Below are 26020 nucleotides of genomic sequence, written 5' to 3'. Positions count from 1 at the left end.
AGGGATGTCCAATGTCCAAAATGCGACACGCGAAAGTTAGCACCCGTTCGATCAAATCCATTTTCACCGAAACGTGTAAATCCTTTTTGAGCCCTTACGGTTTGCTCATGTTGATAGTCCCGACCTTTATCGGCGGAGGATTGCTTTCTTTGCTAATGCAGCGGCTTTCTATGGCCGATATCGGCTTTTTTATCCTCCAACCTGTTTTCATCACCTCGCTGGTGATGATGACCCTGACACAACAGAAAATCACGGGCAAAAGACTGCCATTTAAAAATCACATTCGGAACCTGATTGTGACTTTGTTTACTGGCCTTATTGCCACACTCTTGCTGGTATTTGTGCTTTGGTGCCTCAGCCTCTACATGCCGACAGCCAGCGCTGCCGCAAGTAATGCTCAAGTACCAGTACCGTTATCAACCCCTCCAGCCGTTCAGTCCCAGGGGTTCTTTTCATTGTTCCCAGTCTACTTCAACATGTACAGTCTGGTGACGTTCACGACCTTGCTCGTCCTGCCAATGATGATCATGTTCGTGGGGGCTGTAGTGTGTTGTGAAGGGGCGTTGTTCAGCAACTTCAAGGCCGTCGTCTTGGCCGTGTTCCGCAATGTCAGCATCATGATTGCCACTTCCATGCTATCCCTTGCCATGTTCGCACTGTGGTCGTACACGTCACTTAATAGTGACTGGCTGGTTTACACTGCGATCGTGCCCATTGCGCTAATCACTGCGGCTATCCATCGCATTGCCGTGCTGGCTTTACCCGTCGAAATGAAACCGTGAGGTTAACAATGAAAAGTTCTATCGCTATATTCATCGCGGTGCTCTCTCTGGGGTCTATTCCGGCTCAATCTGCACCTTTGCCGAAAGAATCCATAGGCGAAATTGCAGGCTCGCATGGCGCTGTACTCGCCGCAATCGCACAGTGCCGAGCCTACATTGAAAGCCCCAGTTCGCGCGGCAAAGAAATTGCCCGACAAATGCAGCGGGCGTTATCTAAAGCGCTAGGTGCTGAACAGGATTCTGATGAAAGGGCGCAGGCAATGACCGACTATATGCAGGAAACCGTTGAGAAATACACCGGCCAGCTAAAAACTCAGTTCGATGAGATCGGCGCAAGTTCAGATTTTCGTCGCGAGAAATGCGAGCAACTGATTGCCGGGAGCATTGCGCGTGCTGAACAAATAGACATCAAGCACGGGGTTAAATGATGATGTATGTGCTGATCGCGGCTGTCCTGATCTTGGTCCGTTTACTGTATGTTCAGGACAATAAAAACCGCGATTATCAATGGAAAATCACCAATGAAATGATAGTTAAGAGTGACGCTCTTAGTATCGTGATATCACCACATCACATTGGTGCGATGCCTGTATTGATCAGGGCATTGGTGAGAAGCCTTGAACACAACCGTGCTGCGGCCACGGCTTATCTACAACTTAATATTCCAATCAGCCCTGAAGCCAATGTCGCCGCATGTGAACTTCGATACGCGCAGGCCAGCGCTAAGCAAGCCCTATGTCGTGTCATCCTGTTGCTTACTGAATTGGAGAGGAAAGGGCAAATAGTTCGTCGGCTGGTGGACGATTTTCGAGCAACGGATTTGGATGCCGATGATGTCTTTACCGCTTTGGATGAACGCTACCCCTCTGATGAGCAACACACACCATTCATGCGTTTAAGCGATGTAATCCCAGGGCACTGGAACATAGGCGGTCAGCAATGAATAAGTTTCGCATTACCCATACATACGCCACCCGAAAAGATGATTTTTACGCAATAGAAACCATGATGAACTTGCACCAGGTGGATCTGGCTGTTGCTTACCTTCAGTTCATGCACTTCAACCTGCCGACCTTCAATTTCCTCAATGACGGGTTATGTGAATTGGATGTCATCGTGTTAATGCACCGTATATACGGCGCAAATATCATTACTGACCGCACTGCAATCAAGGCAGAGGTTGATCTCTATGTGAACTGGGAACATCAGTTAAGTCGCATTCATAAGACACTTCCTGAGTTACACGAGATAGCAAGGCCCGGCGTAAATGAAGGTATCCTGTTCCACCTGTGGGAAATGGGTAATCGGATCTTGCCGATGCTTAAGCAAACCAACCAGGCCTTGTACGATGAAGCCCTTCTTCAACTGCCACGTATTGATAGAGTGCTCAAAGGAACCTCTGTTGACCCCGCATGGGGCTGGGAATCTTTCGATGGCGAACGATGTGATGGTAATCTATATACCAAGCAGTCAACCCCTGACTTCCTTGTGAGGCTTTTTTGATGAATCGCCTAAGTGAGTTACCAAAAGGCGCTTTTTGGCCGCACTTGCTTGATGCTATTCGGCGCGATGTCTATGCCCAATTTGGTGGTGTTCTGGCCGTCCGGCAAGATGAAGTCAAGCGCGGCGTATCAACACCAGAGCTGGCTGCTACGCTGTTGAACGAGTACGCTTCCGGCCTTTGTATGTCTCTCGACATTGTCGGTGTGGAGCACGATTTACCACGAATGATGGCCGAGGCGGTCCGCAGTATCGACCCTAACTTCATGCTCAACACTACTCGCCGCTGGAAAGGTGCATCGATTATTTATACGGAACAGAAATGAACATTAAAAAATTGTTTGCCGTTAAAAAACCTTGCGCAAATTGTCCGTTCAGAACGACGGGAGGGATCCCGTTGACAGAGGGCCGTCTGGATGACATTAAGCGCACATTGCTTTCTTCTGATCAGGAGGTTTTTTTCTGCCACAAGACAACCTACCAGGGCGGTGCTGAAGACAGAGAGGAAGGGCAGTATCAGTCTTCAGGCCGTGAATCCTATTGTATGGGAGCAATGGCTTGGCTGTATGCAAATAACCAATTAAATCTTACAACCCGATTAGGTCTCCTTCTAGGCAACGTTGCCATTGACGAACTGGAAGTCGCCACAAAGGTCATTAATACCACTGCCCCATAAAAACTACCCTGTTGTGTAGGTTAAACCTGTAAGAATTGGCTATATGCTTTGAGCGTCCTAGCCAAAACAACCATCTCACAGGTTTAACGATGAATTTCTTACATCATGCATCTTCCGCACCGCTATGTAACAGCACTCAGCACGTCTTAGATAAACTAAACATGCATCACAGGGTTGTTCAAATGAGCGATTCCGATGGTGTAATGTCTCTATTCAGTGAACATCCCATTTCTAACAATGTCATCTATCACTCCCTGGGGGAGTGCTCAGACCCAGAGGCTGCATTTTTAAAACTCACGACTCAATTTCTTGAGCTTGAGCAGGCAGGAAAAACTGTTCTGAGCCTAATTCACTCAGACAATCTACCAGCAGTAGCCGCAGCGCTGAATGCCGGACTCAGTCCCAGTGGATTGATAGCGTTTAAAGATCCCAGGGGCGCTGATATCGATATTGTTGAACTGCATTATTCCAGCGCTAAATCTGGTCACGAATCCTTCACTCCATTCCCGCAAGAAGGCCTTACCGATGGCGTGGTAACGCTACGCATTTCAGCCCGACCCGATGGGCATCGTATGTTCCAAGACCACTACGACTCTGTCACTCGTTTTTGGTCTATCTATCCTGACATCCCATTCTCTCAGTTTGATAAAGACTGCCGTCTGGCAGGCCTATATTGGCTACTGGGGGAAAAAATGATGCTGTCTATTTTCGAAAATGAGACACAAGAATTAATTGGTCGGATCAGCCTTCGGCCTGTAGTGCCACCCAAGGTTGGTGATGTTGGCTACGGCGTTTTTTCAGGGTTCAGAGGAAAGGGGTATGCATCTCAGGCCCTGAAATTGCTTTCTGAGTGGCTGATGACTGATGGAGGATTTAATCGCCTTGAATTAGGAGTTAAACCCGAAAATGTGGCCTCCAAAAAAGTCGCGCTCAAGGCAGGCTATGTACATGAAGGAGTCAGTAAACACAGACTAATTAATCAAGATGGCACTTTCAGTGACCAACTAAGTTACGTCAAAACCAAACTCTGAAACACCAACCTTTCAACATAAGAGAATACCATGAAAGAAGATTTCCTTAGCTATATTGCATCGCGTGTAGATGGTGAGTGCGTTGTCAGGGCAAAACGGCTACCAGATAACGTCAGTGCTTTTCGACGTAGAAAAATTAAAGGCATTTTACGTCCAAACTCACTCATAGACCTCCAGCAAATAGTGATAGGTGCAAGTGAGTTTCCTAACACCCGGCTGCATCCTGTCAGCATTGGGTACAACTGGGGCCTGGGCTCTAGGGAGGATGTTGCGGACGGTAGCTACCTTGTTGAGTTACAAAAATTAAATGCAGTACGGAAAATTGATACAGACCAAGGCTGGGCAATTATTGAGCCTGGCGTGACCCAAGGCGAACTGTCTGAGCTGTTAATCGGCACCCAAAAAATGTTGAACATTACAGCATCTTCCGCTCACTCCAGCTTCCTCGGCAATGCCTTGGACAGAGGGGTGGGACTTCGTCATCAACGAACTGAAGACCTTGTCGGCATTGAAGTCCTGTTGCCGACGGGAAAAATCATCCGTGTTGGCTGGTGGCCCGGAAGTGTTGAAACGCCTATATACCCGCATGGTGTAGGCCCCTCATTAGTGCAGTTTTTTACGCAATCTAGTTTTGGTGTTGTTACGGCAGGGGTAATAAAACTACATACCCGCCCTGAAAGTACACATGTAGTCCGATTTAACTTCAGCCGAAAGTTGCTTTCACCAGCAATACAAACATTGAAGAAATGGGTGGCTAACGGCCTGAGTAGCGGCGTATTGAAGATCTATGACACCACGGCCAACTCAACCTATGGCGGTAGTGACGGATTATATACCGTTCACTTGTGTGTGGACGGTCTATCTGACGATGTCTCGCAACGAATCGGTTTGATTAAAAAATTGTGCGAATCTTCGCAGGTATTTACAAATGTGACATCGAATTCGGTAACTGAAGGTAATTATCCTGGGCCTGATGTGATCGCTAATTTGGTTGAAGCTGCCCATGTTGGCGATTCATCCCTAAATGACACTCTGCTTAGAAAAACGCTGGGAGCTAGACACGACAAAGTTGATACAGGTGGCACTGGCTGGATCTTTTTCCTTCCGTTGATTCCTTTCACTGCTGATGCGCTGGAAATGGCCTATCAGCTAATTGATGAAGTTCACAACGAAACCGGAGTTCTTTGCGGGGCTACGATCAACGCCCTTAGTGGTGATGTCATAGACCTGGTTGTCTCAATCGCTTTTAAGAAAAGCGAAAAAGAGTCGGCAGATTCATTGACCGCTTTAAGTAAATTACATGAAAAATTTACGGCGCAAGGATTTATCCCTTACCGGCTAGGTGTTGAACATGCCAAGTGGGCGGATCCAATTACTCCTGGTGTGGGTGAAAGAAGCTTTGTTCGTGAATTAAAGCAATTCATTGACCCCAATAACATTATCAGTAATGACAGATATTTATAGGTGATCGCAATGCACGCAATCTCATTCGAATCATTGTTACTTAATGCAAAAAAGCTGGCAAAGGAAGTTTCAGCTGAAGGTGGTGTACTTGAAGAACAGCGCCGACTACCTCCCCATATTGTTAACAAACTCAGGGAGATTGGCGTATTCAGGATGAATTTCCCATTAGGATGGGGAGGGCTGGAATTAACCTCACCTCAGCAAACCCAGGTTATCGAGCAACTGGCTATTGGTGATGCTGCTGTGGCTTGGTGTGCAATGATCGGCAGTGACTCAGGTATTTACTCAGGCTTTATAGATGAGCCTGTGGCGCGTGATATGTTCACCGTTGACTCGATTACGGCAGGCTGGATACATCCTCAAGGTAAAGCAGAGATAGTGCCTGGTGGATATCGTGTTTCCGGCCGCTGGCGGTTTGGCAGTGGCTTAAGTCATTGCGATATACTCAGCGCAGGGTGTTTCGTTTATCAGGATGGTAATCAGGTCGTTGATCGCCACGGAGCGCCAATTTGGCGGGTTATGATGGCAAAACCTGATGAGTACGAATTACACGATAACTGGCACACGACTGGTCTTGCCGGAAGTGGAAGTCGTGATTATGGTGCCAATAACATGTTCGTTCCCTACGAGCACAGTTTTAGTTTCAATGAGCCTTATCGCAAAGGGCCTTTACACGATGTTCCTGATGCTATCCTGCGCAACATGGCAGGAATACCACTCGGGATGGCGCGTGCTGCTCTGGACTATGCGATCAGCCTTGCTGAGCACAAATACGACCGCTCACTGTCGGTTTCGTGGAAAAAAAGTCCACGAGTGCAGGCGGTTCTTGCACGGTGTGAAATTGAGCTCTATAGCGCACGATGTGCCGTTTATTCATCACTGAATGAGCAATGGGATGGCCTTGTAGGTAAAGAGCCGCTGAGCAACGCTCACCGCATTACAGTTGCCCTGGCAAGGCAACAAGCATTCAAGGTTTCCCGTCAAATCATCTCAACCATTTATGACTTGGTGGGCGGTGCTTCGATATATAAAAACGAAACACCGATGGATAAATGGTTGCGCGACAGTTACACCATGAATCAGCACGCTGTTGCCAGTGAGTCTATTGTTCAGCAGTGTGGACAATTTCTACTAAACAACCATTCAAACAACCTGTTCATTTGATGTTTATTGGCTGGGTCATCCCCAGCCTTTAACGTGAGGCAAAAATGGTAACGGCAACTGTATCAAGCATGAGAGCTCTAAACTCTTACATCTATCGTGTAGTGATTCGACTTGAATCTGAACTAAATTATCAGCCCGGTCAATATGTTCAGGTTATTCTAAATTGCGGCCGATCTGGGTATTTTTCGATAGCTTCTCCCGAAAACTCAGGTGAGGTGATCGAGTTACATATCGCCGACACAAGGAAGCATGATAGTTTTCTCAAAAAACTAAAGGTCGGTGATGACGTTGTTGTTGCCGGGCCTATGGGGAACGCCTGGCTTCGTTCAGACAGCGGTAGGCCTGTCATCGTTCTGGCCTTTGGTTCTGGTTATTCTTATGCTCGCTCTATTTTACTCACTGAAGCAAATAAAGATTCGGAACGAAAGATAAGTTTTTACTGGGGTGTTCAGAATGAAAATGATTTTTATGAAAGAGATATTCTGGAGTCTCTACCTACGCGATTTACAGTGAATTTTCACCTGTTGAATCAAGCGCCAGGCTTCCCGGACATTATGAGTGCTTTGCTTGTGAAGTTATCAAATGCACATGCTTGCCTGGTGGATTACGATGTGTATTTGGTTGGTAAGCGGGATTACTGCTTGTTTGTTAGGGGCGAGATTTGTGAAAAACTCAGCGCGCTGCCCGAGCGGGTGTATGGTGACTCTTTCTGAAGCTATTTCTCCACTTAAAAATAGCCAGAAGTCTTTTTTAACGTAGTTATGGCTTGTCTCATATTGCTAGAATTCAATTTGGTTAGGATATTCTTAACGTGAAATTTTATAGTGTTCTCAGAAATTGATAGAGTCTGAGCGATCTCTTTGTAGGTTTTTCCATGTCCGGACAGTTGCAGCACCTGTAGTTCCCTGCTGCTAAGGATGTGTTGTTCTATTTCAGCCACTTCATTTTTTTTGGTTAACATCATCTCATGTAGGGTTATGATTTTTCTATATATATTATCATTTATTGGATGATGAGGTCGCTGGAGTTCGCTGGATGAATTGTCATTCCAAACACTAAAGGCCACTACGTTATCCATGTGGTCATGCAAAGGTATTGTGTATCCATTCAGTACACCAGGAATGGCATGGTCGGATATCTGAATATTTCTGACATCCTGATATGGTTTGCTACCAGCATCAGCCCAGTGAAAAGGCTGTATACTTTTTTTAGCACATGTCATGATAGGGTCTATGTGATGATATGATAGTTTTTCGTATCTAACCTGCCAGTGTGGTGGAAAGTTCGAGACGATTACGGAACCACCTTTTTTGCTTTTAGGCTGGACCGCATAGGAGAAGCCTTTGCATCCTAGCGCATCTGAAACCTTCAAAATTTGTTCAATAATATCAACGTCATCCAAGCTAAATAACCGTTTCACCGTAACCTCAGAGTACACAGCTATGACTACTCTTAGGATACCCGTCGTTCATTCAAAAATCATCATGATCTATGATAATGAAAGAATTCGTTACTTCTGAAAATTGATTTTTTTAGAATATTCAATTCTAATAAAATGTTCCTAAAAATATTTTGTTAGGTTAAAGTTCCGCGAGAATTTCAATTATGAATAAAAATAAATTTCAACTATGTGACATTTCAGACCAGATCCTATTGTCATTAAATGCAAAACCTCCGCGTAGAATCAGTCTAACCCAACAAGTTGAAAATCGTCTAAAATGCGCCTTAATTCTGGGGTTTCTTGCTCCAGGCCAAAAGATGATCACCAAGGAAATTGCAGAATCTTTAAACATGAGCATTACTCCTGTAAGAGAAGCACTGGTAAGGCTTTCTTCGTATGGAGCGTTACATGTTTCACCTTCCCACGCTTTTTTGGTTCCGGATATTCATCCTGATCGACTTATTGAATTGATGGGCATACGGAAGATGCTAGAACTACCCGCCATCACTCGTTCAATAAATATCATGTCTGACGAAGCGCTTAATTCACTGGTGGAATTGACGCTCGAACTCGAAGCGGCACACTTGTCGGGGGACATTAAAACCGCCGTTCAATTGCATTGGGCGTTGAGACTGCGGATGTTTACGCTTTCTGATTCCCCTGAGCTTATGGCGTTGATTACACAGCTTTGGGTAAGTGTGGGGCCTAGCTTCCACTTCCTCTATGAAACAACTTCCTTAGAGGAATGGCCTAAATATTATTATCCTTTGCGCGATGCTCTTATCAACAGAAATGCAGATCTTATAATTAAGATATTTACGAACTCCATCGACAGTGGTATGAAATTGTATATGGATATTCACGGGGAAGGTTGAGGTGATGCGGTTACTTGAATTCATTCATTACATGTACCGCAACCAAAAAAATAAGCTGCTCATCGCAATATTTATAATCGCCTTAATCATAGTCCGACTTGTTAGTCTGGGTGTTGATGCTACGACATTGCTTGGCTTCATACTTGGCCTTGCCTTTTTAATGTTAATGGGCAGGCAAAAGGCCGTAAGGACAATCGTTATATTGGTTGGTATGCCTTGTATTTTACTCGCTACCATCGCAGGCTATCACCCCCCAGAAGGATATCAGAGCAGCATTTCAGGCTTTGTCGCGGGTGGGTTTATCATGCTTCTGTATCGCGAGTATATTCTTTACCGGAATACCATCACAAAATAGCAACTAGACAATCATTCGCACCTGAATAATAATACTGTATATATTTACAGTTATTCAAAAGGTGGCGTTATGCAATTTTCATTATGTGAATTACCAGCGGGGATAAAACTGCCTTTTTTCGAGGCGCTCATTCCCGCAGGCTTTCCCTCCCCAGCCGCTGATTACGCCAAAAAAAACATAGACTTAAACGAATTATTAATAACACACCCGGCGGGAACCTATTTTTTGAGGGTATCAGGTACATCAATGATCGACGCCAATATTAGCGATGGTGACATTGTTATCGTAGACAGTAGCCTACAGGCGCATGACGGAAACATTATCATCGCTTCCATAGATGGCGAATTTACTATCAAAAAACTCCAAAAAACGCCGTATCCAGCACTTATCCCGATGAACCCAAGTTTTTCTCCAATTCCTATAGCTGATTGGGCTGAGTTCACCGTCTTTGGGGTTGTGACCTACGTTATTCACAAAACGTTATGATGTTTGCTCACTGCGACATTAACAGTTTTTATTGTTCGTGCGAGTCTGCTTTTAACCCGCGCCTCCAGGGCTTACCTATTGTTGTTCTGGCAAATAATGACCATATCGTAATCTCACGTTCAAAGGAGGCAAAGGCGCTGGGTATTAAAATGGGGGCTCTGTACTTTGAAAATGCAAATTTCTTTAAAAAAAACAATGTTCAAGTCTTCTCTTCAAATTACACCTTGTACCAGGATGTATCAGACAGAACTATGTCTGTGTTATCCACTTTTGCAGATGTCATGGAAGTATACTCAATAGACGAGGCCTTTCTGATCGTGCCAGAAAGTAAAAGGTTAGGGGGGTACGAGGAATTTGGCCGGGCCATCCAAAAAGACATTTTGCAAATTGCACATGTTCCTATTGGCGTTGGTTTTGGTCCGACAAAAACACTCGCCAAGCTGGCTAATCATGCGGCAAAGCGCTGGAGCAAAACCGGGGGCGTAGTCGAATTAAGCCAAAAAACCAGACAAAGAAAATTGATGTCATTATTACCGGTTGATGAGATTTGGGGGGTGGGTCGTCGCATTTCTGCCAAGCTGCGTATGATGGGCATTAATACCGCGTTAGAGTTGGCTGATGCTAATATCGCTACGATCCGAAAAACCTTCGGCGTTGTCGTTGAAAGGACGGTTCGTGAGCTCAACGGTGAGTCCTGTATTGAAATAGAAGAAGTGCGAAAAGTTAAAGAGCAAATTATTTCCTCGAAATCTTTTGGCAAAAAAGTTCAATGCTATGACGAAATGCACCAGGCAATTTGTTCCTATGCAGAGAGAGCGAGTGAGAAATTGAGGGCTGAAAAGCAACTGTGTGGCGTCGTCAGTGTATTCCTTGGCACAAGCCATTATTCGCCAGGCCCTTTGTATAGCAATCGGGCTACTGAGCGTCTGGTGTACGCTAGCGCAGACACAAGAGATATCATTAATGCCGCAGTTAAAGCTCTGGGGGCAATTTGGAGGGAAGGGTATCAATACCACCGAGCAGGCGTGATGCTGTCTGATTTTTCCGGTTCAAATGTTACTCAGTTCGACCTTTTTTCCACCGCCAAACCTTTTAAAAGAAGTGAAGAGTTGATGGCTCTATTGGATAACATGAATCGATCTGGAAAATTCAATATTGGCTTTGCTGGAAAAGGATGTGACCCATCCTGGGGAATGACGCGCGGCATGCTGTCTCCGGAATATACAACAAACGTCAATGACCTCCCGATTGCGAAGGTGCGTTGATCGTCAGGAAGGCATTGAAAAGGGTGCTTGCATCACCGAACATGGCAAAAGAAAGAGAAATGTGGGGGAGATAACTCCCCCACAAGACTACTCGTTACAGGAAAGAGTAGCTTGAACCACTGTATTTCCGCTGCTTACACTCAAAGAGCAAAGCCTATCTCGCATTAGCAGAGAGAAACACAAAACCGTAATACATACGGCAATCAGCCTAATAAGGGCAAACTTGGTCATTCCTCTTGACTCCTTTTGTTAAAGGAGGCAGAATCAAATTGCTACGTTTGGAGACTGCCTCGAATTATTGTCATATATAATTCGGGGCTTTCGTCTTTTTGGAACTTGCAAATGCTCGAACCAAAATGATTCAAGCACCCAAATCCATAATAACAGACTTTTACTTCCCACAAACATCTGATCTCATTAATCATCAGTATGACGAATGACCTCACCATCTGCATCTTCACCAGACGGGATATATAAATTTGGAATAATAAAACGGCGGTCCAGTTCTGGCTCTATCTCTGGCGCTTTACTTGTGGTTGCAATGACTATATTTGCAGGTAACAATGGATGCTTTTGAGATATGTATTCCTTTGCGTAACCGACGACTGCGGGATGGTAATCTAAACCAAATCCAGAGAAATTATCAGCCAAAAAATTTGCCCACGGCTTGCCTAAGCCTGGTAATTCTTTGGATTGATTGGAAGTAAATCTGCTAGTGCCTTTTAGGAGGGAATAAACAAAAGCAGCTGGTAAAGCAAACGAACCAACTGAGTGTTCCGGGTCTCCTCCATTAGCACTTGAAGTAAGGCTTACGTCGTATAGTAATATGTTGCTTCCCCATGAGTGGTGTACTATCCTGCCCAATTGATTGAAGTCAAAAGCTGAGTATCCTGTAGGTTCTTGTCTTTCATTTAAATACATTTTTTTTGCTTCGTAGTAAATTACCCCCTCGATGGTCACCTCATTAGATAAGATTACTTTAATAAAAAAAAGTACGTCCCCTGAAGCTGTCTCAGCCTTGCCTTTTTGCTTATATGACTCCCAAACAGTAGATTGGTTTTGCGATTTCCATTTCAATTGCTTCCCTAAGCTACCAATGGCATTCAATGCGTTCGTTGTTATCTGATTTTCATCCCAAGAACCATTTTTATCGGTTCGTAGTGCATTAGCTAAGACATCCTTAATAGATTTATCAGCTTCAATGATCCAGTCGTTTTTGTTTAATTCCGTCATTTAATATCCATATAAAAGTAGGTTAAAAGTGTAAGCTCATTGCTGTGCTTTGCTGTCTAGCGTTGCGTAATAGCCCGCGCCAGGCAGTGTCTCGGAAAGCTTGCGGTAATGAGCTAATCTCTCACGGAAATATTCTCTCAGGTGCTCTGGCTGCTCCTGTTCAACTTGAACATCAAGCACTTGCTTATTTAGTCGCTCTTTATAAGCAACGGCTGAAGCAGCAAGGTCAACATTAACCTTGTCCATTTCTTCTTTAGATAATTCCGCTAAGTTGTGTCCCATGTCGTGCCTTTAATTTAACGTCTAATCCATCGATCATAATATGGTTAAAGTATAAGTCTATGCACATTGAAAGATAACAAGATGCGTTGGCTCTCATTTTCATCTTTCAATTCCATTTCTGACACTTTGAGGTTCGAAATCTCCTCAGGAAACCCAATTGTTAAAATTGTTAACGCGATACATATAATGAGGATTATGTTAAATAAGCCATTGATTTATAAAGGCATTTCGCGATTATAATTTTATGCGTTCCTGCCCTACTCGTCTACTTGCAGGTTAATGCAAAATTACACAATGTTGAGTCACTTCAAAAAAAAGAGAGCAAACGCTCTCTTCTTTTCTTATTATCGAGTAGATATCAGATTAGTTAAACCACTCTGGATTCCTGGCTTTATCCATCACAAAAATCTGTTCAGTGCTCTGCATGACATCGTTCGGTGTCAGCATTAACTCATCGTGGCGCACGATAAATGGCCGAAGTCTCACTAGGCCATTTTTCTGGCTATAGATATTCATGACTGCGTGCATGCGTTCGCCGGGTGAAATCAAAGTGAGCCATTGGCGATAAGCGCCAGTGTTTTTGATGTAATTCACTAACGCAAAGCTGAGCGCGCCAGCATGCTTTTGCGATAATGCTTTTTTCCTACTTTTTTTAATGAGCTGAGCTATTGCCTCCACATGAGCCCCAATGGGCACATCAAGGTTTGTGCGCGCTGAATCAAAGTCCCGCTGTCCAATGGTCACCAAATGCACCTGATCATCTCGGTAGTCCCGCAGATAAAAAACATGGGAGGTAAACGGTGTTGAGTGAATGTGGTCTCCCAACTGCCAGCCAAATGCATTTAAGTTCGCGGCGGAAATCTGTTTATCAATTATTGCAGTCATTCTGAGCTCCTTCTGTACGTTAATACAGAAATGGTAAGCCCGCCCAGTCGCCTGACGAAATCACTTAACCGAGATCATGCGTAATAATTCAAGAAACAATGTCTGGCTTTTGAAATGCCCAATTAGCCAAGAAAGGCATTTATCCAAAGAGGATAAACCAATTTTGTCACAAAGGTTGGATGAAACGGCTAGTTTTATCGGCGCTTTTCAGTTGTGCGCACCATCGAGTGATTTGTTAAATTCTGGTTAATTTGTGCCCACATTGCACATAGGTCATTCATGCTGCATAAACGCGACCCACGGTGGTAAAAATGCAAATTATACTGAGCAAATATATACTTGCTGTAAGCAATGGAAAAATCGTGACAATTTTATCACGCATTTTCGCTTCAAATGTTCATTCGTGGTTTATGCATTTTTTGACCAAAAAAAGACTTCCATCTAATTCTGAAGAATGTATGATTTAAATCAATGCAAACGAATGTGAAGCATTGTATGTCTGGGTGGGGATCCAGTGTGGGGGGTGACTTTTAACGAGTCACCCCCTTTTTTACGGCTTAAACCTCACTCATATTCCATTAGTTTTTATGCATAAATATGCAATTACTAACACGCTGTTAATTGTACCGAAAAGGACAACAAAACAGGGTGCTTTTCCGTTGACCCTTATTTGGCAAAATCTATACCCTACAGGGAAAAGGTAAGGATTTGATTGACTGGAAAAACAATGAGCGAGAGCAACGAAGCAAAAAGTTACAAGCACATACAATTAATGCAGCGCATTACGAAAATGTCCACGGCTGAAGATTGGGAAAGTGCCCGTACTGAATGGTCATTACAGCAAGTTTTTCGGGCGCAGATAGCTGACCAGTGCTTGTGCGGCCATCAGCCAATCATAAAAATCTGCGTTATCAAAAATAAAACGAACAACAAGGCTGCAAGAGTTGGGAACTGCTGCGTCAATAAATTCATGGCTCTGGGTTCGGATGGCATTTTCAATGCAATTGATCGGATATCAAAAGACGGTACGAAAGCAGCCAGTCGAAAATTGCTTGAAATGGCATTGGCTCAATCCGTGATTACCCCCTGGGAATTTGAGTTTTACCTGAGCAACATCGACAAGCGGAAGCTAACGCAGAAACAACGGAAAACGCGTGAGTCTATCAATGCCAAATTAGCAGACATGGGTGAAGAAAGTCGTGCGCTGGTCTACGGTGCAAGTCACATCCAAACCGCATTCAATCAGAATGTCATCAACCAGTGGGAAAAGGACTTCGCATTGCGGACCTTTCCTATGAAAAAATTAACGGTCAAACAGCACGCGATACGAGCTAACATCCAAACCAAAATGATGCAGGCCGGGATTTCCAAAGCGCTACCGGAAACCACCGCAGAAGCGCAGGCCCTCGCAAAGGTTAGTGCCACCCCCTTCTGTGTCATTTCAGATCCTGAACAACTGGTAGTCAAATTGGCCGAGGCACGGGAAAAGGGCTATATCTCCGCCTGGGAAAAAGACATTTTTGAACGCAAGCATAACACTAAGGGATTCAGCACAATCGCTGAGCGTGCGGCAATCCTGCGTGTCAGAGCGGCTATACAGCGTCTGTTGAATGAGGGCTAATCCGTGAGCCCACATCACCTAACCATTCCACCAGCCCGACCTTCATTAACCGAGATTGCCCAGAAGGCAAGAATTATACTCGACGGGTTACTAGCACACTGCAATGTTTCCTCAACCAAGGGAACCTGTCTATATGCCAGTTTGATGCTGGCCGCAATGTTAACCCGAGGCGGCTATCCGACACGGATCCGTGGAGGTGATGGGTACGCTGACGGAGGGTTATACACATCATCATCTCAGCACGGCCATTATTGGTGTGAAGCAACTGCGGATAATGCTGACTTTATTGTTGACCTGACTGCGGATCAGTTTGGATTTGAGGTCGTGGTTATAAAGCGAGCAAATGCAACTGATTGGCCGAGATACATCCCCGGCTGCCAGGCAACCGTTGACCTGCACGTTAGCTTAAATCTAGAGGGCTAATCCAATGATGCCTTTGAAATTTAAATCAAGCTTTTTGATCGCCATTTTATCCACAAATTCTGTACATAACCCTGTGCAAAATAGGTCACAAAATTTCGATAGTGACTTGCCCTCGGTTAAAATATCAGCACTGTAGTAATCAAATAGGACCTCAACATGACTCAAGAGAACATCGCGTGGTCGATTACTGACGAACTCAAGCTTGTGAAGGGGCTGAAGGATAACTACTCTTTTACAGCCTTATCGTCAGTCATCGGTAAGGATGTGGAAGAAATTCAACGCAAGTGTATCGCGATGGATTTGTACATTGCCACTTGTGAAAACATTGATGACCTCAGCCAGATAACCCTGGTGCCAAATCACCAGGTCGGTATTGCTTGCTTGGGTAAAACTATGTCCGGCATTTATCGCAATCTGACCGAGATGGGATGGGCTCCACAGGTATGGCGTGGAGAGCAATCACTGCGGTCGCCTGAGTGGTGGACATCACGCCCTGCTCTTGCGTTTCGTTATAACGACGATGCTGACGCGCCTGCTCGCCGAACAGTTCACTTGCTCAATAACGGTAAGCCTTGGACTCCAGAGGATGTGGGCATGATGCTGACAGCTCTGTCTCAGCGCCCCAGTAAGGATGCACTAACGCAGGTACTGATGCGCAGCATGTCTAATATTATTCAACAGCTCTCTATCATGGGTTTGGTTCGTGTCGGAACTGCTGAAGACTCAGGGGAGGCCAAGGTCTGGATGTGCGCAACTATCCAGCCACGAGTGCTGTCGAAAATGCGTTATTTTGACGTGCTACCTATGTTGCACAATGGCTGGCTCATTGATGGTTTGCAATTAACAGCCCCAACCTGGTGGTCTGACGCAACCCAGATCACCGACCTGATTCCAGGCTCCTGGCCGCTGAAAGCTTCAGTCACAGAAGCCGATACACCAGTTCGGTGTAATGAGCACATGATGGCCGCTGCAACCTTGTTGAAAGCAGTGAATGCCAAACGACAGGCTATTGATACCGCAGCACCTCAACCCCCTCCTCTGGCTGAAAAAAACGCCACCCCCGCAGCTTCGACACCACCTACATCCACTGAAAAGCGCCAGCCAGCACCTGCTCGTGAAAAAACGCGCAACGGTAAATTATGGTTCGCTGGCAACTATAAATTCCTATTCACTTTACTTGGGGAGCATCATTCGCCAGACGTGATAGCCAAAAAAATGGATCGGACAGCAGGTGCAATCAGCTCACGCATTCAACTCATCGGCCTGACACGTTACATTAAAAGTGAGATTGAAGGTGAGAAAGGAACGGTCTGTATTGTCGATGAAGTTTCCATTGACACGCTACGCAAACAACCTGACTTTGTTAAAGATCAGCTGATAGGTGCTGGCTGGAAAGAGAAAGGAAACTTCCTATACTCACCTGACTGGTGGCTCAAATACCCCCACCAGCTGGGATGATCCAACAAGAAAAGGCAACCACATGGTTGCCTTTTTATTACCGACGTGTCAGTAAAGCTCTCCTGACGTTAGCAACAACACATCACCGACGATCGGCCCTTCCAGGCAAACATGTTCCTCCAGCAAAGTGGTGGCTCGTTGATTCAAACCCAGCTCGCTGTGTTTCGCGTCTTCATTCATGAGAACACGATCATAGACCACACCATTCAACGTGATGCCCTGACTTAGCTGAGAAAACTCAGGGTACCCTTTCAGAACGCTTTGAACGAATACAGGGTCAAGAAGCCCTTGCTCATCAGCCTTGGTGACTGTGGTATCACTCTGGCCGGTTCCTGCTCGGATAATCAATGCCATTAAAACCTCTGCGTTGGTAAGAGCCTTAATTATCTCATGGCACTGTATGGAGCCAGATTTTTTTCCCCCTCGTTTCGCTCTCCTTTTCTGTGTTTTTGTCAGAATGCCCGTGTTTAAATTGGGAACTGCCTACGCTGCCCGAAAGCGTTAAACGCCAGCCGGGTATGGACCCATTTTGACTGGAGAAGAAAAATGCCTAAGCTCGACTTGTTTGATGTGCTGATGATTGGTGGTGGAGTTGCCTTACTGGCTGGTCACTACATTTGGTCAAAATTCTTTAAGAAGCCGGATGATGAGGGAAAGGATTACGCCGAACCTCCGGCTATTATGTCAGCGGCCTCTCAAGCAGAAGAGGAAAACGATCACAACAAGCACTACCATTAATCAAAAGCCCCGGCAAAACCGGGGCTCTTCGTTTCTATGAATTGTGGTTCACGGCTGCGTTCTCAGTTGCTTCAGCAAACGCAGATTTCTATTTGCGAATCCAGACAACGTGATGAGTATCATTGTCATCACAAGTAAAGCACAGTTCAGTATTCGTGATATTCCTGCGATTTCAGCCGACTCCTGATACTTCACTTCAATGCTTGGTTTGGCATCATTAACAATGCTTGGCTCAAGTCGCTGGGCCAATTCATATAATCGATATGCCAACTCGCTATCCACAAAATAATTATCCCTCAAAATGCGAACACTGAGGGCTGCGACTCGGCTCGCTTTATCCAGAAGCTTGTTAGCTTCCTTCTCGTCAGAAGTGTTCTGCGCGGCCACAGCCAGAGCCTGAACCAATGCCACGCTTATGGACATCGCACGACGAGCGTCACCCGCAGCATAGCCTGAACGTATTTCACCTTCAAAAGCGGTAACCGCATTTGTATCATTGCTCCCCTTTTCCATCGCATCCTTCAGGATAAGGCCAACCCCTGGGTATTCTGTCGTGATCGCGCTCAGTAATTCATTAACCTCACCGGCAGGAATAAGTATTTCAGTCCGTACCGAAGTGGCGCTAGGTAACGATTTTGGTTCATCATGCGTCAGGATTATTGTTGAAAAAATGACACCGGCGACAGGCGCAATGATGATGAGGTACGATGCTTCTGACTGCATTATCGCAATCCCTACCACGACAACGGCCAATGCAACTAAAAATGGAATACTATACGAAAGGTATTTTTCAATAACCCCGCCGATTGTGACAAATCCCCCTTCTATCGACGCCCCTGAACCGAGAGACAAATTAACAGGTTTATTGATCGCCATAGCATGGAGTGTATCCAGTTCAAACTGTTGCATCCAACTGAATATCCAGACGAAACCCGCAAGCAGCAACAGGATGCAACCCGTCAAAAACAATCGATTTCGCTTGTGTTGAATACGTTTTTCAGTCGAGACAATATCTGGTTCTGTCTTAACCATTCCCCCCTCCGGACACTAAACGTTAAATGAGATGGCCGAATAACTCGGCCTATGATGTAACTGCTAAATTATTCCGCCAGTTCCAAAAGCAGTTCACGGCGGTGCTTCTGCCAGGCGTCTGTACGTTCAGATAGGCGAGCGTAGTGGCCTTCGCTTTCACGTTGGATCCGTTTAATCTCGCGCGCGGCACCGCCGATGGTGTTTGAAATGTGCTCCAATGTTGACTCATCATACACCGGGCGATGTCCTTCCCGTGCAATTCGGATGGAGCTCTCGCTGACCAAGTCTGCCTGGTGTCTCGCCTGCGCATTAACGACATCGCCCACTGCCTGAACCAGCTTTGAACGGTTGTTACTTTGTGTGGCCTGATCCACCAGCAAGTGAGCGCGTTTGGCAGATGGGAGTGTTACACGCTTGATGGTTTCAAACTGGTCAAGCATGTTGAGGTTATTTCGCTGCATCATTCGGATCATGGTCAAATCCTCAAAGCATTTCTGCTGCGTCATGATGATATCTACTTTGCGTTTTTTCAGTACGGCCAGCTGGTGGTCGATATTACTGACTTCCAAAGCAAGCAAATTGTTTTCTGGGTCGCTCTTCAATGCCTTGCGGCGCTGTTTCAGGGTGGCTTCAATATGCTCTATCGCGAAACCTGCGGCCACAATATTAATGCCCGACTCATGCACTTCGGCCAGCACTTCCTCATACAAAATGTCGAGGTTATTGTTGTGACCAATGAGATCAGTCGAGATGCTGGTGATGTCTTCCGTCAGTAAGCTGACTTGGTTTTTAACGTTGTCAAAACGGTCATTCGCCCGATGAGCGAGTCGAAGTGCGCGCGTCGCGTAGTACCCGAGCACTGGGATTTTCAGTAACAGCTGCTGCACCTTGCCAGGCTGTACAGACGTACTGATATCGCGAGCAAGTTCAACGATTTCATTCAGCCGCTTGCCGTCCTTGCCTTGGTTATAGACATGAACGTTTTCCAACAGCTTATCCAGATAGGCACCATCGGGTGATTTGCTGCGGCCAAAGTTATGTGCGCTCCTTGGATCGCCCAGCACAAGGGTGTTTGCGACGGCAGCGACCTGATCGCGCTGAGCTGGGGTGACGGCAAACTTTTCAGACTCTTTGTTCAAAATAATCTGATCAGCGGTGACAGTGATTGTGTTGGTCATATCAGCTACCCTTTTTAACGTTATCGTTGAGTTTGTTTACCAACGTTCGAAAACGCTGTTCGACTTGCGGATCTATCTCGATATTGGCCGCTCCACTTCGCAGTTGTTTTATTTGGTGATGCCAGATAGGGATTGCACTTTTCACAACCGCATCCAGAAGGTCTACCTCTGTTGCGGCAGAGTGCAGCAACATCCCTACCTGAACCTTATTCATTTCTGAAGAGGCTTTGGTGACTTCCAGATTAAGGATGCGTTGAGCTAAGCGGGTCAGTCCGTACTCCAACTGATCTGATAGCCCCTCCCCACTTTCACGATATTGGGCTATAAATGCCCGGCCTTCTTGGATGTAAGCGTCCAAAGCTTCAATGTCACGCGTATAGATTTGCTCAAGCGCCAACAAGATATGCACGCCTTTTTGCGCCTGCTCCAGTATCAATGGGGCTTGTGCCACCAGCCGATCGACACGACGACAATTCATGGTGAACTCAATCATGCGTGTTTCTTTTGACCCCGTCAGGGCATCCCAGATGCGGGACAGGAATCCCGTCTTGCGCTTGAAGTACACCGCAGGGTCACAAGCCTCAAGGTGCTTTACCAAGAGTGCGCTTGTTTCGCTGATTTTCGTATCTTCAGATCCCGATTTCATGGCTTCTTCCAGCGTCATTTTGTTACCGTTGAAATCAAGGATGTCATCGGAATGGGACAGTAATTTGGGACCAAAGCTAACAACGCCTATCGCGTCATTGACGAACGCGGGTAATTGCCGAGCAATCAGGCTGGTGGACATGCGCACTCCTAAAGAACAATAGAATCTACCTTCAAGCTATCACGACAAATTTGCTGACAAAGAAAATGAGGTCAATTTTTATCAGTAATAAGCCCCCTTTTTTTCGTCTTCGTTTTGTCGATGAAAAAACTCAGTCACCGGTTAGGTGTTCGGTATCCTGTCCGCATCCATAAACAGGAGGAAGCTATGCTCCGATTCGTACCATTGATGATCTTGACTGGCCGCCTACGGCTCAACCGCGTATTCACGTTACTGACTGACGGTGCTGTTTCTGTTGCCTTTTGGTTCTGTTTATCGGGGGAATTAACTTGGATTGTCCCAGTCGGTTTGCTGGCTCTTTTCTTACTGGTTTTTGCGGTGATCGGGTATCGCTGTTATTACCTGCCGGTAAAAACGAATCGGGTAATCCGTGTACGCTTTAGTCGTGATGACCAATTCGTCAACTTGTCCCTCATAATCATGGAAGGAGGCGAAGAAATAGAGTATCCATTGGCCGTAAAAATGGCGCAAGGTAGCGCATATCACTTCTACCTGTTGTCAATTTACATACGCCTGGCTGATTCACTCACTCGTTACGCGCGTTCTTTGAAGGCGGTGCATTCATGAATGGGCTCGGTATTTTATTTGTCGGGCTGGTGGCAGTTTTGGGCCGAGATGTCATCAAACGCCGAAAACCGCAACCCTGGCTTGTGATCGCCCTTGCCTTGTCCGTGACGTTGTTTGTCAGTGATCGGTGGATAGGCTCAATCTACAGCGTCCCTACGGGCTCCATGCAGCCCACCTATAAAGTAGGTGACTATGTTACGGCGGTCAGGCTGGGGGGATTGCTGGACGATGGCCGATTAATGCGCGGCGATGTAGCTGTGTTCAAGGCTCCTTCAGTACCTCGCACGCTTTATACAAAGCGCATTATCGGCATTCCCGGTGATGTGGTTGAATTTGACACAGACAAAACGTATCGAGTCAATGGTAGGGTACTGGGGCAAAAAACCGAAGAAAAAGGTGGTTTCCTTGTGTTCTCGGCCTGTGATGAGCGCACTGGTAAACCGTACAGATTTGTGATCGATACACACGCTGCTTATGTACCAACAAAAGGTCGCTGGGTTATTCCTGAAGGCTATTACTTTATGGCCGGGGACAACCGTGATCACTCATGGGATAGTCGTTACTGGGAAAACCCACCTGGCACACCAAAGCCTTTGCGAGGATTGGTCCCGCATGACCGGATTCATGCCCGTGTCATACACACATTGTTCAATTTTAATCCGTTCAACAATTACGATGCGCTCGACGTACAAATGGCAGTGATCCGCCAAGGTGCAGATGGTGCGCGAAAATGATGATTGAAATCTTCTACCAGACAAAATCACCTGAAATGGTGGCTGAATTCGCTCGTGCCGTAGAAGCCTACAATGAGTGGAGAGCTCAGACTCTGGCTGTCTGTGAACGGCTTGGGTTCATCAACTTTTCAGGACCAGACTTCTGCGTACCTGAATATTTTTTCCGCTCACGTTATGAACACATCCAAAAAGTGACCGGCTTTAAGTTGGCCGGGGATGATTCCCTTTTGGCTGAGACTGATCACATTCCCTATGCCTTGCGTCATGACAACCCTGCTGGTGAGGCTGTCTCTCGTGAGCTAATGCAATTAGCTGTAAATGCTTTGACTGCGCTAGGTGTTGATTGTGCGCTATACGGTGAGCCTGGTGCAATGGGATATCAACGCGCTATCTGCATGATGCTGGGCATTAATCAGCGCGTCACGGCAGGGGCTGTCATTGGTTTTTCCCAAATATGGGCAATATCTGACGAGCAAGGAAACTTCTCTCTCGTTTGCTCCATTCCCGTGAATGCCCGTGAAGATACCATGACCTATGAACTACCGGATATGCCTGAAGGCTGGGAGGATATATCGGCTCAGCAGGTAATCCACTTATTCAATAACCACAATTCCATCGTCATGAAGGAGTAATGCAATGAAATATCTGTCAGTTTTGATGGTTCTAATCCTTGGGGGGTGCGCTAACGTCGGGCCGGGAAAGCCGATGCCTGTGACACCTCTGTCAGCCCCAGCGCAACAGAAAGCGCCGAGCAAAGAGGTGACGACGGATCCAGTGACGGAGCTGGATGCACTACAAGTCTTATTTAACGAAGGGCTCGCTGAGGATGCTCAGTATGAAAGCGCCCGATTTATTGAGGGGAGCAACCAAACCATGATTATCGCGTCTGTCCTAAATGTCCCCTGCCAAATGGTTTTTCGGTTTGTTGAAGCAACGAACGGGGATTTTTGGATCCCCAACCAAATCGCATGCGATAACCAGGATGCTATGGCTGGGTACGTGCCTGCGGCCGAAACTGGAGTGATTTCGTCAGCGGATCTGCCGATGATAAACTCGGCACATTCAAATGACTAAGCTACTTTGTTGAGGTTTATATGGTTTTGCGTGTGGTGAACTACGTTTTAATGTTAATGATAGCTGGTGTTTATGCCCTGGCTGTATATGCCAGTAAGAATGAGGCCGAGCTCTTCCACATTATCGGTGTTGGAAACATGGCTTTGTTCTGTGCCGCTGTATTTTTGCTGGCCCGCAAAGAAATTTACTACATCTGGGCAACGTATGTCTTATCACTAGTGGTTTACTATGCTGTCATTTCACCATACCTACCTCTCATCCCTGAAATTGTCGTTTACGGCACGCCATCCGTAGTGGGGTTGATTGCCGTTTACGACATCGTGATTCTAAATTCCAATGAGCTGTCGGTGAGGGCCAAGGCTCGCCGGGCTTGGCCTAAAAAACGAAAATAGGTGCAGTAAATGTCGAAAGGAAAGAAACGTCAGGTTACACCCGAAAAGGCAATGCGGATCCGCTTCTATGGTATGTCGGGCCTGATTATAGTGCTCAATACGATTTTTGCGGGGAGCTCGAAAATTCAGCTGATTTCCTTTCTGCTGACGTTGTCCATTTTCCTGTTTTTCACGTTCTCTGGGCGGGTTGTTGTCGGAACGTGGTTCAGAAAAGAAAATTGGCGCACTTTAAATGCCCCTCAGACCACATTGCTATTTCGTGTCTATATCGGGCTTCCAATCGCGGCAATCACGGTCCTTCTCTATGCTTATGGGTATCAAGGTGCCATCAGCCAGGCGATTGTCGATGTGTTGTTCCCGCCCGGTGAGAAGGTTGAAGACAAAATGGTCTCTGTCATGAACCTGCTCCATGCCAAACTACCGCTGCTAGTGGGTGCTTTCCTTTTCTATATCGGCTTGTGTTTCTTTGTTGGGACGGTCGTTAAATATCTTCAGTTATCGGCTTCAGGGCGTGCGCTTGGCAAGCTAAAAGGAGTCGTCAATGCACGTCAGGTCTTAGAGCGAATGACGTGGGATCAGTTCGAAAAAGTGGTTTGCAAGTTCTTCGAAACTAAAGGCTATCGCGCCCGTGTTACTCAGGCTGGCGCTGACGGTGGTGTGGATGTTGAGCTTCAGGGTTTCGGCCACCGGGAAATGGTGCAATGCAAACACTGGAAAACAAACCGTGTCGGTGTTGCTATTGTCCGCGAAATTTACGGTGTGGTGCTCGCAGACGGCTTTCACCGTGGATTCATTATTACGTCAGGCCTGTTTACCGATGAAGCATGGAAGTTCGCTCAACGCGAAAATGTGAAAGGAAAGGTTATTTTACTCGACGGTACACAACTGATCGAAATGATTAAAGGGAATGGAGAGTTAGAACAGAATCCCCCTAAGTCCCAAGCAACCACTCAATCCATTGATGCGAAAGAGCCGTTGTGCCCGGTATGCGGCGGAAAGATGGTTCTTCGAAAATCTGGCAAGTCAGCATTCTTTGGTTGCTCCCTATTCCCAGACTGTCGTGGTACCCGCGAACTGTAGTCGTTCACCTTTTCTTTCATGGAGCGCCGTTTAGTCGGCGTTCTTTTTTTATATCCACTCCATCTGAAAAGGGAAGCAAAACGCAGACCTTTTCGCCCTTCTGAATTTCGGCAGCGGAAGCAATGCCGTTATAATCACCAAGCAATCCAACCAGGCAGTGAGGGTAACACTGTTGGTCATGGGCTCCGTTCTGCGGGGTTTGTTAAATAGGCTGAACTGCGACGGGGTAAACATAACGAACGTTGCAGTGATCGGTAATGTGCATGAATGAATTTGAGGGGAAATAGATGACTGAGAAACGCGGCACTGGCGCTGAATACGGTCAGGAAATTTTGCGTGAACGCTCTGCGGAAGCGGACACGCCTGAACCAACGAAGAAAGTATCGAAGAAGACGGTGCTTTCCGTGATCGTAGCGGCCATTATCGCAGGGGGTGCGATGACGGCTGTTATTTTAACGAGCGATAAAACTCCGGCTGAGAAAGTCGAAGCTATGTCGGTTAATATCGGTAACGACGGTGTTGCGCTGACTGATAAAGTCAAAGAGGACATTGAGAACAGCGGCACTCAAGCTCATGAGTCTGAACTGACTAATGCCGAAGCCGTAACAACTGATAGCAAAAACGAGCCGCAAACGCCCGCGTTGGAAATTGCCGAACTGAAGAAGAACAGTTTGCCTGAAACTAAAACTCCGGTTGAAGCCGAAGTGGTTGAGCCTGTTATGCCTACGGCAGAAATCCTTCCGGCTGAAGATGTCGTTAAGGCAGAGCAATCTGCTCCAATTGCGGCCAGCAATGAGCGGGAGTATGACCCGGCCAAGTTTGGGATCGCTGAGGAAAATTCACCTGAAGCCGACGTTTCCCCTTCACTGGGCGGTGACGTAAAAGCGGCCCCAGTGGCTGAAGAGCAAGCGAAGGCTGAACTGCCAGCGCCTGAGCCAGTACCAACTCCTGTACCAACTCAGGCGGCTGAGCCTGCACCAGCAGGCTCACCAGAACCTATCCGACCGGAGCGCGTTGAGCTCCCCGCTACTAATCAGTTCGCTCAACCTATGACGATGACGGGTTCGGATCTGAACTACACAGGTTCGGCGTTGAAAGTTGAGTATAAAGCTCAACAACAGGATACCGTTTATCTCTACAGCACGTTTGCTGCCAAAATCTTCCTGCTACCAACGGATAAGGGTGAGAACATAAGTGCCTACCTGTCAGACGAGAAAGGTTGGCAACTGAAATTGCTGCCTGGCGGTATTCTCCGTGTCCAGCGCAGTGAAAATAAGGCCTCCTGGTCGCAAGCAACGGATCTGTTTATCGTTGCAGGCAAGCGAACCTATTCACTGATTCTCCAAGGTGTTGGTGAGCCGGGCCAGCGGACTGACTCCCTTCGTTACATTTCGGCGGAGCCTGAACAAAAGCCGAAATCAAAAAAGTAAGATCAATGGGACAGGCGTATCCTTGATA

The 26020-nt window shown here is 46.4% G+C and carries 34 protein-coding genes; 25 read left to right on the top strand and 9 right to left on the bottom strand.

Annotated elements, in window-relative coordinates:
• The first annotated feature begins 11 nt into the window (after positions 1-11).
• The 10 genes from SJ312_RS15325 (at position 12) to SJ312_RS15280 (ending at position 7330) form a co-directional block, all read left to right on the top strand.
• The gene (locus tag SJ312_RS15325) at positions 12-782 is read left to right on the top strand and encodes a hypothetical protein (RefSeq protein ID WP_042847323.1); all 771 of its coding nucleotides are present in this window, start codon (positions 12-14) and stop codon (positions 780-782) included.
• An 8-nt stretch (positions 783-790) separates the two neighbouring features.
• The gene (locus tag SJ312_RS15320; protein WP_042847321.1) at positions 791-1210 is read left to right on the top strand and encodes a hypothetical protein; all 420 of its coding nucleotides are present in this window, start codon (positions 791-793) and stop codon (positions 1208-1210) included.
• Between the two features lie 8 nt (positions 1211-1218).
• Positions 1219-1725, top strand: a complete 507-nt coding sequence (locus tag SJ312_RS15315) for a hypothetical protein (RefSeq protein ID WP_210790429.1) — start codon at positions 1219-1221, stop codon at positions 1723-1725.
• Positions 1722-2285 (top strand): hypothetical protein, encoded by a 564-nt coding sequence (locus tag SJ312_RS15310; protein WP_042847318.1) that lies wholly within the window; start codon positions 1722-1724, stop codon positions 2283-2285. Before SJ312_RS15315 ends, SJ312_RS15310 begins: the two co-directional genes overlap by 4 nt.
• Complete coding sequence (locus SJ312_RS15305; RefSeq protein ID WP_042847315.1) at positions 2285-2608, top strand: hypothetical protein; 324 nt, start codon at positions 2285-2287, stop codon at positions 2606-2608. The genes SJ312_RS15310 and SJ312_RS15305 overlap by 1 nt, the downstream gene beginning before the upstream one ends.
• A gap of 71 nt (positions 2609-2679) precedes the next feature.
• Entirely contained in the window at positions 2680-2958 is a 279-nt protein-coding gene (locus SJ312_RS15300; protein WP_226617167.1) for a hypothetical protein, read from the top strand.
• A 182-nt stretch (positions 2959-3140) separates the two neighbouring features.
• Positions 3141-3989 carry a GNAT family N-acetyltransferase gene (locus SJ312_RS15295; RefSeq protein WP_166267800.1) on the top strand — a complete coding sequence of 283 codons (849 nt, stop codon included), beginning with the start codon at positions 3141-3143 and terminating at the stop codon, positions 3987-3989.
• A gap of 30 nt (positions 3990-4019) precedes the next feature.
• Entirely contained in the window at positions 4020-5453 is a 1434-nt protein-coding gene (locus tag SJ312_RS15290; RefSeq protein WP_072035188.1) for an FAD-binding oxidoreductase, read from the top strand.
• Positions 5454-5462: 9 nt separating this feature from the next.
• On the top strand, positions 5463-6617 hold the full coding sequence (locus SJ312_RS15285; protein ID WP_042847312.1) for an acyl-CoA dehydrogenase family protein: 1155 nt from the start codon (positions 5463-5465) through the stop codon (positions 6615-6617).
• Between the two features lie 44 nt (positions 6618-6661).
• Positions 6662-7330 (top strand): hypothetical protein, encoded by a 669-nt coding sequence (locus SJ312_RS15280; RefSeq protein WP_042847309.1) that lies wholly within the window; start codon positions 6662-6664, stop codon positions 7328-7330.
• Positions 7331-7344: 14 nt separating this feature from the next.
• On the opposite strand, the gene SJ312_RS15275 is transcribed toward SJ312_RS15280, so the two are convergent.
• Positions 7345-8019, bottom strand: coding sequence for a helix-turn-helix transcriptional regulator (locus SJ312_RS15275; RefSeq protein WP_162762206.1), 675 nt, complete (start codon positions 8017-8019; stop codon positions 7345-7347).
• Positions 8020-8222: 203 nt separating this feature from the next.
• Here SJ312_RS15275 and SJ312_RS15270 point away from each other — a divergent pair, with 203 nt between their 5' ends.
• The 4 genes from SJ312_RS15270 to umuC all read left to right on the top strand — a co-directional run bounded on the left by SJ312_RS15270 (position 8223) and on the right by umuC (position 11039).
• Positions 8223-8933: a GntR family transcriptional regulator gene (locus tag SJ312_RS15270; RefSeq protein ID WP_196053751.1), complete on the top strand. Its 711-nt coding sequence runs from the start codon at positions 8223-8225 to the stop codon at positions 8931-8933.
• A 4-nt stretch (positions 8934-8937) separates the two neighbouring features.
• A complete protein-coding gene (locus SJ312_RS15265; RefSeq protein WP_042847307.1) occupies positions 8938-9288 on the top strand; it encodes a hypothetical protein in 351 nt (116 codons plus the stop codon).
• 69 nt (positions 9289-9357) lie between these two features.
• Positions 9358-9774: a translesion error-prone DNA polymerase V autoproteolytic subunit gene (umuD, locus tag SJ312_RS15260; RefSeq protein ID WP_042847304.1), complete on the top strand. Its 417-nt coding sequence runs from the start codon at positions 9358-9360 to the stop codon at positions 9772-9774.
• On the top strand, positions 9774-11039 hold the full coding sequence (gene umuC, locus SJ312_RS15255; protein ID WP_042847494.1) for a translesion error-prone DNA polymerase V subunit UmuC: 1266 nt from the start codon (positions 9774-9776) through the stop codon (positions 11037-11039). The genes umuD and umuC overlap by 1 nt, the downstream gene beginning before the upstream one ends.
• Before the next feature lie 87 nt (positions 11040-11126).
• Here the strand turns inward: umuC and SJ312_RS15250 are convergent, their stop codons facing one another.
• The 4 genes from SJ312_RS15250 to SJ312_RS15235 all read right to left on the bottom strand — a co-directional run bounded on the left by SJ312_RS15250 (position 11127) and on the right by SJ312_RS15235 (position 13439).
• Entirely contained in the window at positions 11127-11270 is a 144-nt protein-coding gene (locus SJ312_RS15250; RefSeq protein WP_072035187.1) for a Hok/Gef family protein, read from the bottom strand.
• Between the two features lie 186 nt (positions 11271-11456).
• The gene (locus SJ312_RS15245) at positions 11457-12272 is read right to left on the bottom strand and encodes a hypothetical protein (RefSeq protein WP_042847303.1); all 816 of its coding nucleotides are present in this window, start codon (positions 12270-12272) and stop codon (positions 11457-11459) included.
• Between the two features lie 36 nt (positions 12273-12308).
• Complete coding sequence (locus SJ312_RS15240; protein ID WP_166267796.1) at positions 12309-12554, bottom strand: DNA polymerase III subunit theta; 246 nt, start codon at positions 12552-12554, stop codon at positions 12309-12311.
• 363 nt (positions 12555-12917) lie between these two features.
• On the bottom strand, positions 12918-13439 hold the full coding sequence (locus tag SJ312_RS15235; RefSeq protein ID WP_042847299.1) for a hypothetical protein: 522 nt from the start codon (positions 13437-13439) through the stop codon (positions 12918-12920).
• A gap of 727 nt (positions 13440-14166) precedes the next feature.
• Here SJ312_RS15235 and SJ312_RS15230 point away from each other — a divergent pair.
• The 3 genes from SJ312_RS15230 (at position 14167) to SJ312_RS15220 (ending at position 16941) form a co-directional block, all read left to right on the top strand.
• Positions 14167-15060: a hypothetical protein gene (locus SJ312_RS15230; protein ID WP_052219389.1), complete on the top strand. Its 894-nt coding sequence runs from the start codon at positions 14167-14169 to the stop codon at positions 15058-15060.
• 3 nt (positions 15061-15063) lie between these two features.
• Positions 15064-15483, top strand: a complete 420-nt coding sequence (locus SJ312_RS15225; RefSeq protein ID WP_226617171.1) for a hypothetical protein — start codon at positions 15064-15066, stop codon at positions 15481-15483.
• 156 nt (positions 15484-15639) lie between these two features.
• Complete coding sequence (locus SJ312_RS15220; RefSeq protein WP_042847298.1) at positions 15640-16941, top strand: hypothetical protein; 1302 nt, start codon at positions 15640-15642, stop codon at positions 16939-16941.
• Positions 16942-16989: 48 nt separating this feature from the next.
• On the opposite strand, the gene SJ312_RS15215 is transcribed toward SJ312_RS15220, so the two are convergent.
• Entirely contained in the window at positions 16990-17295 is a 306-nt protein-coding gene (locus SJ312_RS15215) for a hypothetical protein (RefSeq protein ID WP_042847295.1), read from the bottom strand.
• A gap of 192 nt (positions 17296-17487) precedes the next feature.
• Between SJ312_RS15215 and SJ312_RS15210 the strand changes: the two genes are divergently transcribed.
• Positions 17488-17679: a hypothetical protein gene (locus SJ312_RS15210; protein ID WP_042847293.1), complete on the top strand. Its 192-nt coding sequence runs from the start codon at positions 17488-17490 to the stop codon at positions 17677-17679.
• A gap of 48 nt (positions 17680-17727) precedes the next feature.
• Here SJ312_RS15210 and SJ312_RS15205 read toward each other — a convergent pair whose 3' ends face one another.
• The 3 genes from SJ312_RS15205 to SJ312_RS15195 form a co-directional block, all read right to left on the bottom strand.
• Positions 17728-18711 carry a hypothetical protein gene (locus tag SJ312_RS15205; protein ID WP_042847290.1) on the bottom strand — a complete coding sequence of 328 codons (984 nt, stop codon included), beginning with the start codon at positions 18709-18711 and terminating at the stop codon, positions 17728-17730.
• 68 nt (positions 18712-18779) lie between these two features.
• Positions 18780-19889, bottom strand: a complete 1110-nt coding sequence (locus tag SJ312_RS15200) for a toxic anion resistance protein (RefSeq protein ID WP_042847288.1) — start codon at positions 19887-19889, stop codon at positions 18780-18782.
• A 1-nt stretch (position 19890) separates the two neighbouring features.
• Positions 19891-20676 carry a hypothetical protein gene (locus SJ312_RS15195; protein ID WP_042847286.1) on the bottom strand — a complete coding sequence of 262 codons (786 nt, stop codon included), beginning with the start codon at positions 20674-20676 and terminating at the stop codon, positions 19891-19893.
• A 186-nt stretch (positions 20677-20862) separates the two neighbouring features.
• Here SJ312_RS15195 and SJ312_RS15190 point away from each other — a divergent pair, with 186 nt between their 5' ends.
• The 7 genes from SJ312_RS15190 (at position 20863) to SJ312_RS15160 (ending at position 25992) form a co-directional block, all read left to right on the top strand.
• Positions 20863-21282 (top strand): hypothetical protein, encoded by a 420-nt coding sequence (locus SJ312_RS15190; protein ID WP_042847283.1) that lies wholly within the window; start codon positions 20863-20865, stop codon positions 21280-21282.
• Positions 21279-22016 (top strand): signal peptidase I, encoded by a 738-nt coding sequence (gene lepB / locus SJ312_RS15185; protein ID WP_052219387.1) that lies wholly within the window; start codon positions 21279-21281, stop codon positions 22014-22016. Before SJ312_RS15190 ends, lepB begins: the two co-directional genes overlap by 4 nt.
• Positions 22017-22051: 35 nt before the next feature.
• Complete coding sequence (locus tag SJ312_RS15180; protein ID WP_162762204.1) at positions 22052-22648, top strand: hypothetical protein; 597 nt, start codon at positions 22052-22054, stop codon at positions 22646-22648.
• Positions 22649-22721: 73 nt separating this feature from the next.
• Positions 22722-23090, top strand: a complete 369-nt coding sequence (locus SJ312_RS15175; RefSeq protein ID WP_162762203.1) for a hypothetical protein — start codon at positions 22722-22724, stop codon at positions 23088-23090.
• Positions 23091-23110: 20 nt separating this feature from the next.
• Entirely contained in the window at positions 23111-23482 is a 372-nt protein-coding gene (locus SJ312_RS15170) for a hypothetical protein (protein WP_042847277.1), read from the top strand.
• Between the two features lie 9 nt (positions 23483-23491).
• Positions 23492-24562, top strand: a complete 1071-nt coding sequence (locus tag SJ312_RS15165; RefSeq protein ID WP_052219386.1) for a restriction endonuclease — start codon at positions 23492-23494, stop codon at positions 24560-24562.
• A gap of 287 nt (positions 24563-24849) precedes the next feature.
• Complete coding sequence (locus tag SJ312_RS15160; protein WP_042847275.1) at positions 24850-25992, top strand: hypothetical protein; 1143 nt, start codon at positions 24850-24852, stop codon at positions 25990-25992.
• Positions 25993-26020 lie beyond the last annotated feature (28 nt).

This window comes from Providencia sp. CIM-Carb-044 (assembly GCF_033901115.1).
GTDB classification, from domain to species: domain Bacteria; phylum Pseudomonadota; class Gammaproteobacteria; order Enterobacterales; family Enterobacteriaceae; genus Providencia; species Providencia hangzhouensis.
The sequence above is the reverse complement of the archived record's forward strand: the minus strand, read 5'-3'. Positions and strand labels throughout refer to the sequence as shown.

Excerpts from the sequence above, each read along its gene's own strand:
- SJ312_RS15175 (WP_162762203.1), top strand. The coding sequence starts at position 22,722 with ATGCCTGTGACACCTCTGTCAGCCCCAGCGCAACAGAAAGCGCCGAGC.
- SJ312_RS15265 (WP_042847307.1), top strand. The coding sequence starts at position 8,938 with ATGCGGTTACTTGAATTCATTCATTACATGTACCGCAACCAAAAAAAT.
- SJ312_RS15160 (WP_042847275.1), top strand. The coding sequence starts at position 24,850 with ATGACTGAGAAACGCGGCACTGGCGCTGAATACGGTCAGGAAATTTTG.
- SJ312_RS15240 (WP_166267796.1), bottom strand. The coding sequence starts at position 12,554 with ATGGGACACAACTTAGCGGAATTATCTAAAGAAGAAATGGACAAGGTT.
- SJ312_RS15305 (WP_042847315.1), top strand. The coding sequence starts at position 2,285 with ATGAATCGCCTAAGTGAGTTACCAAAAGGCGCTTTTTGGCCGCACTTG.
- SJ312_RS15245 (WP_042847303.1), bottom strand. The coding sequence starts at position 12,272 with ATGACGGAATTAAACAAAAACGACTGGATCATTGAAGCTGATAAATCT.
- SJ312_RS15270 (WP_196053751.1), top strand. The coding sequence starts at position 8,223 with ATGAATAAAAATAAATTTCAACTATGTGACATTTCAGACCAGATCCTA.
- SJ312_RS15210 (WP_042847293.1), top strand. The coding sequence starts at position 17,488 with ATGCCTAAGCTCGACTTGTTTGATGTGCTGATGATTGGTGGTGGAGTT.
- lepB (WP_052219387.1), top strand. The coding sequence starts at position 21,279 with ATGAATGGGCTCGGTATTTTATTTGTCGGGCTGGTGGCAGTTTTGGGC.
- SJ312_RS15200 (WP_042847288.1), bottom strand. The coding sequence starts at position 19,889 with ATGACCAACACAATCACTGTCACCGCTGATCAGATTATTTTGAACAAA.
- SJ312_RS15285 (WP_042847312.1), top strand. The coding sequence starts at position 5,463 with ATGCACGCAATCTCATTCGAATCATTGTTACTTAATGCAAAAAAGCTG.
- SJ312_RS15250 (WP_072035187.1), bottom strand. The coding sequence starts at position 11,270 with ATGACCAAGTTTGCCCTTATTAGGCTGATTGCCGTATGTATTACGGTT.
- SJ312_RS15235 (WP_042847299.1), bottom strand. The coding sequence starts at position 13,439 with ATGACTGCAATAATTGATAAACAGATTTCCGCCGCGAACTTAAATGCA.
- SJ312_RS15195 (WP_042847286.1), bottom strand. The coding sequence starts at position 20,676 with ATGTCCACCAGCCTGATTGCTCGGCAATTACCCGCGTTCGTCAATGAC.
- SJ312_RS15170 (WP_042847277.1), top strand. The coding sequence starts at position 23,111 with ATGGTTTTGCGTGTGGTGAACTACGTTTTAATGTTAATGATAGCTGGT.
- SJ312_RS15310 (WP_042847318.1), top strand. The coding sequence starts at position 1,722 with ATGAATAAGTTTCGCATTACCCATACATACGCCACCCGAAAAGATGAT.
- SJ312_RS15230 (WP_052219389.1), top strand. The coding sequence starts at position 14,167 with ATGAGCGAGAGCAACGAAGCAAAAAGTTACAAGCACATACAATTAATG.
- umuD (WP_042847304.1), top strand. The coding sequence starts at position 9,358 with ATGCAATTTTCATTATGTGAATTACCAGCGGGGATAAAACTGCCTTTT.
- umuC (WP_042847494.1), top strand. The coding sequence starts at position 9,774 with ATGTTTGCTCACTGCGACATTAACAGTTTTTATTGTTCGTGCGAGTCT.
- SJ312_RS15190 (WP_042847283.1), top strand. The coding sequence starts at position 20,863 with ATGCTCCGATTCGTACCATTGATGATCTTGACTGGCCGCCTACGGCTC.
- SJ312_RS15320 (WP_042847321.1), top strand. The coding sequence starts at position 791 with ATGAAAAGTTCTATCGCTATATTCATCGCGGTGCTCTCTCTGGGGTCT.
- SJ312_RS15295 (WP_166267800.1), top strand. The coding sequence starts at position 3,141 with ATGAGCGATTCCGATGGTGTAATGTCTCTATTCAGTGAACATCCCATT.
- SJ312_RS15290 (WP_072035188.1), top strand. The coding sequence starts at position 4,020 with ATGAAAGAAGATTTCCTTAGCTATATTGCATCGCGTGTAGATGGTGAG.
- SJ312_RS15180 (WP_162762204.1), top strand. The coding sequence starts at position 22,052 with ATGGTGGCTGAATTCGCTCGTGCCGTAGAAGCCTACAATGAGTGGAGA.
- SJ312_RS15220 (WP_042847298.1), top strand. The coding sequence starts at position 15,640 with ATGACTCAAGAGAACATCGCGTGGTCGATTACTGACGAACTCAAGCTT.
- SJ312_RS15205 (WP_042847290.1), bottom strand. The coding sequence starts at position 18,711 with ATGGTTAAGACAGAACCAGATATTGTCTCGACTGAAAAACGTATTCAA.
- SJ312_RS15165 (WP_052219386.1), top strand. The coding sequence starts at position 23,492 with ATGTCGAAAGGAAAGAAACGTCAGGTTACACCCGAAAAGGCAATGCGG.
- SJ312_RS15325 (WP_042847323.1), top strand. The coding sequence starts at position 12 with ATGTCCAAAATGCGACACGCGAAAGTTAGCACCCGTTCGATCAAATCC.
- SJ312_RS15215 (WP_042847295.1), bottom strand. The coding sequence starts at position 17,295 with ATGGCATTGATTATCCGAGCAGGAACCGGCCAGAGTGATACCACAGTC.
- SJ312_RS15280 (WP_042847309.1), top strand. The coding sequence starts at position 6,662 with ATGGTAACGGCAACTGTATCAAGCATGAGAGCTCTAAACTCTTACATC.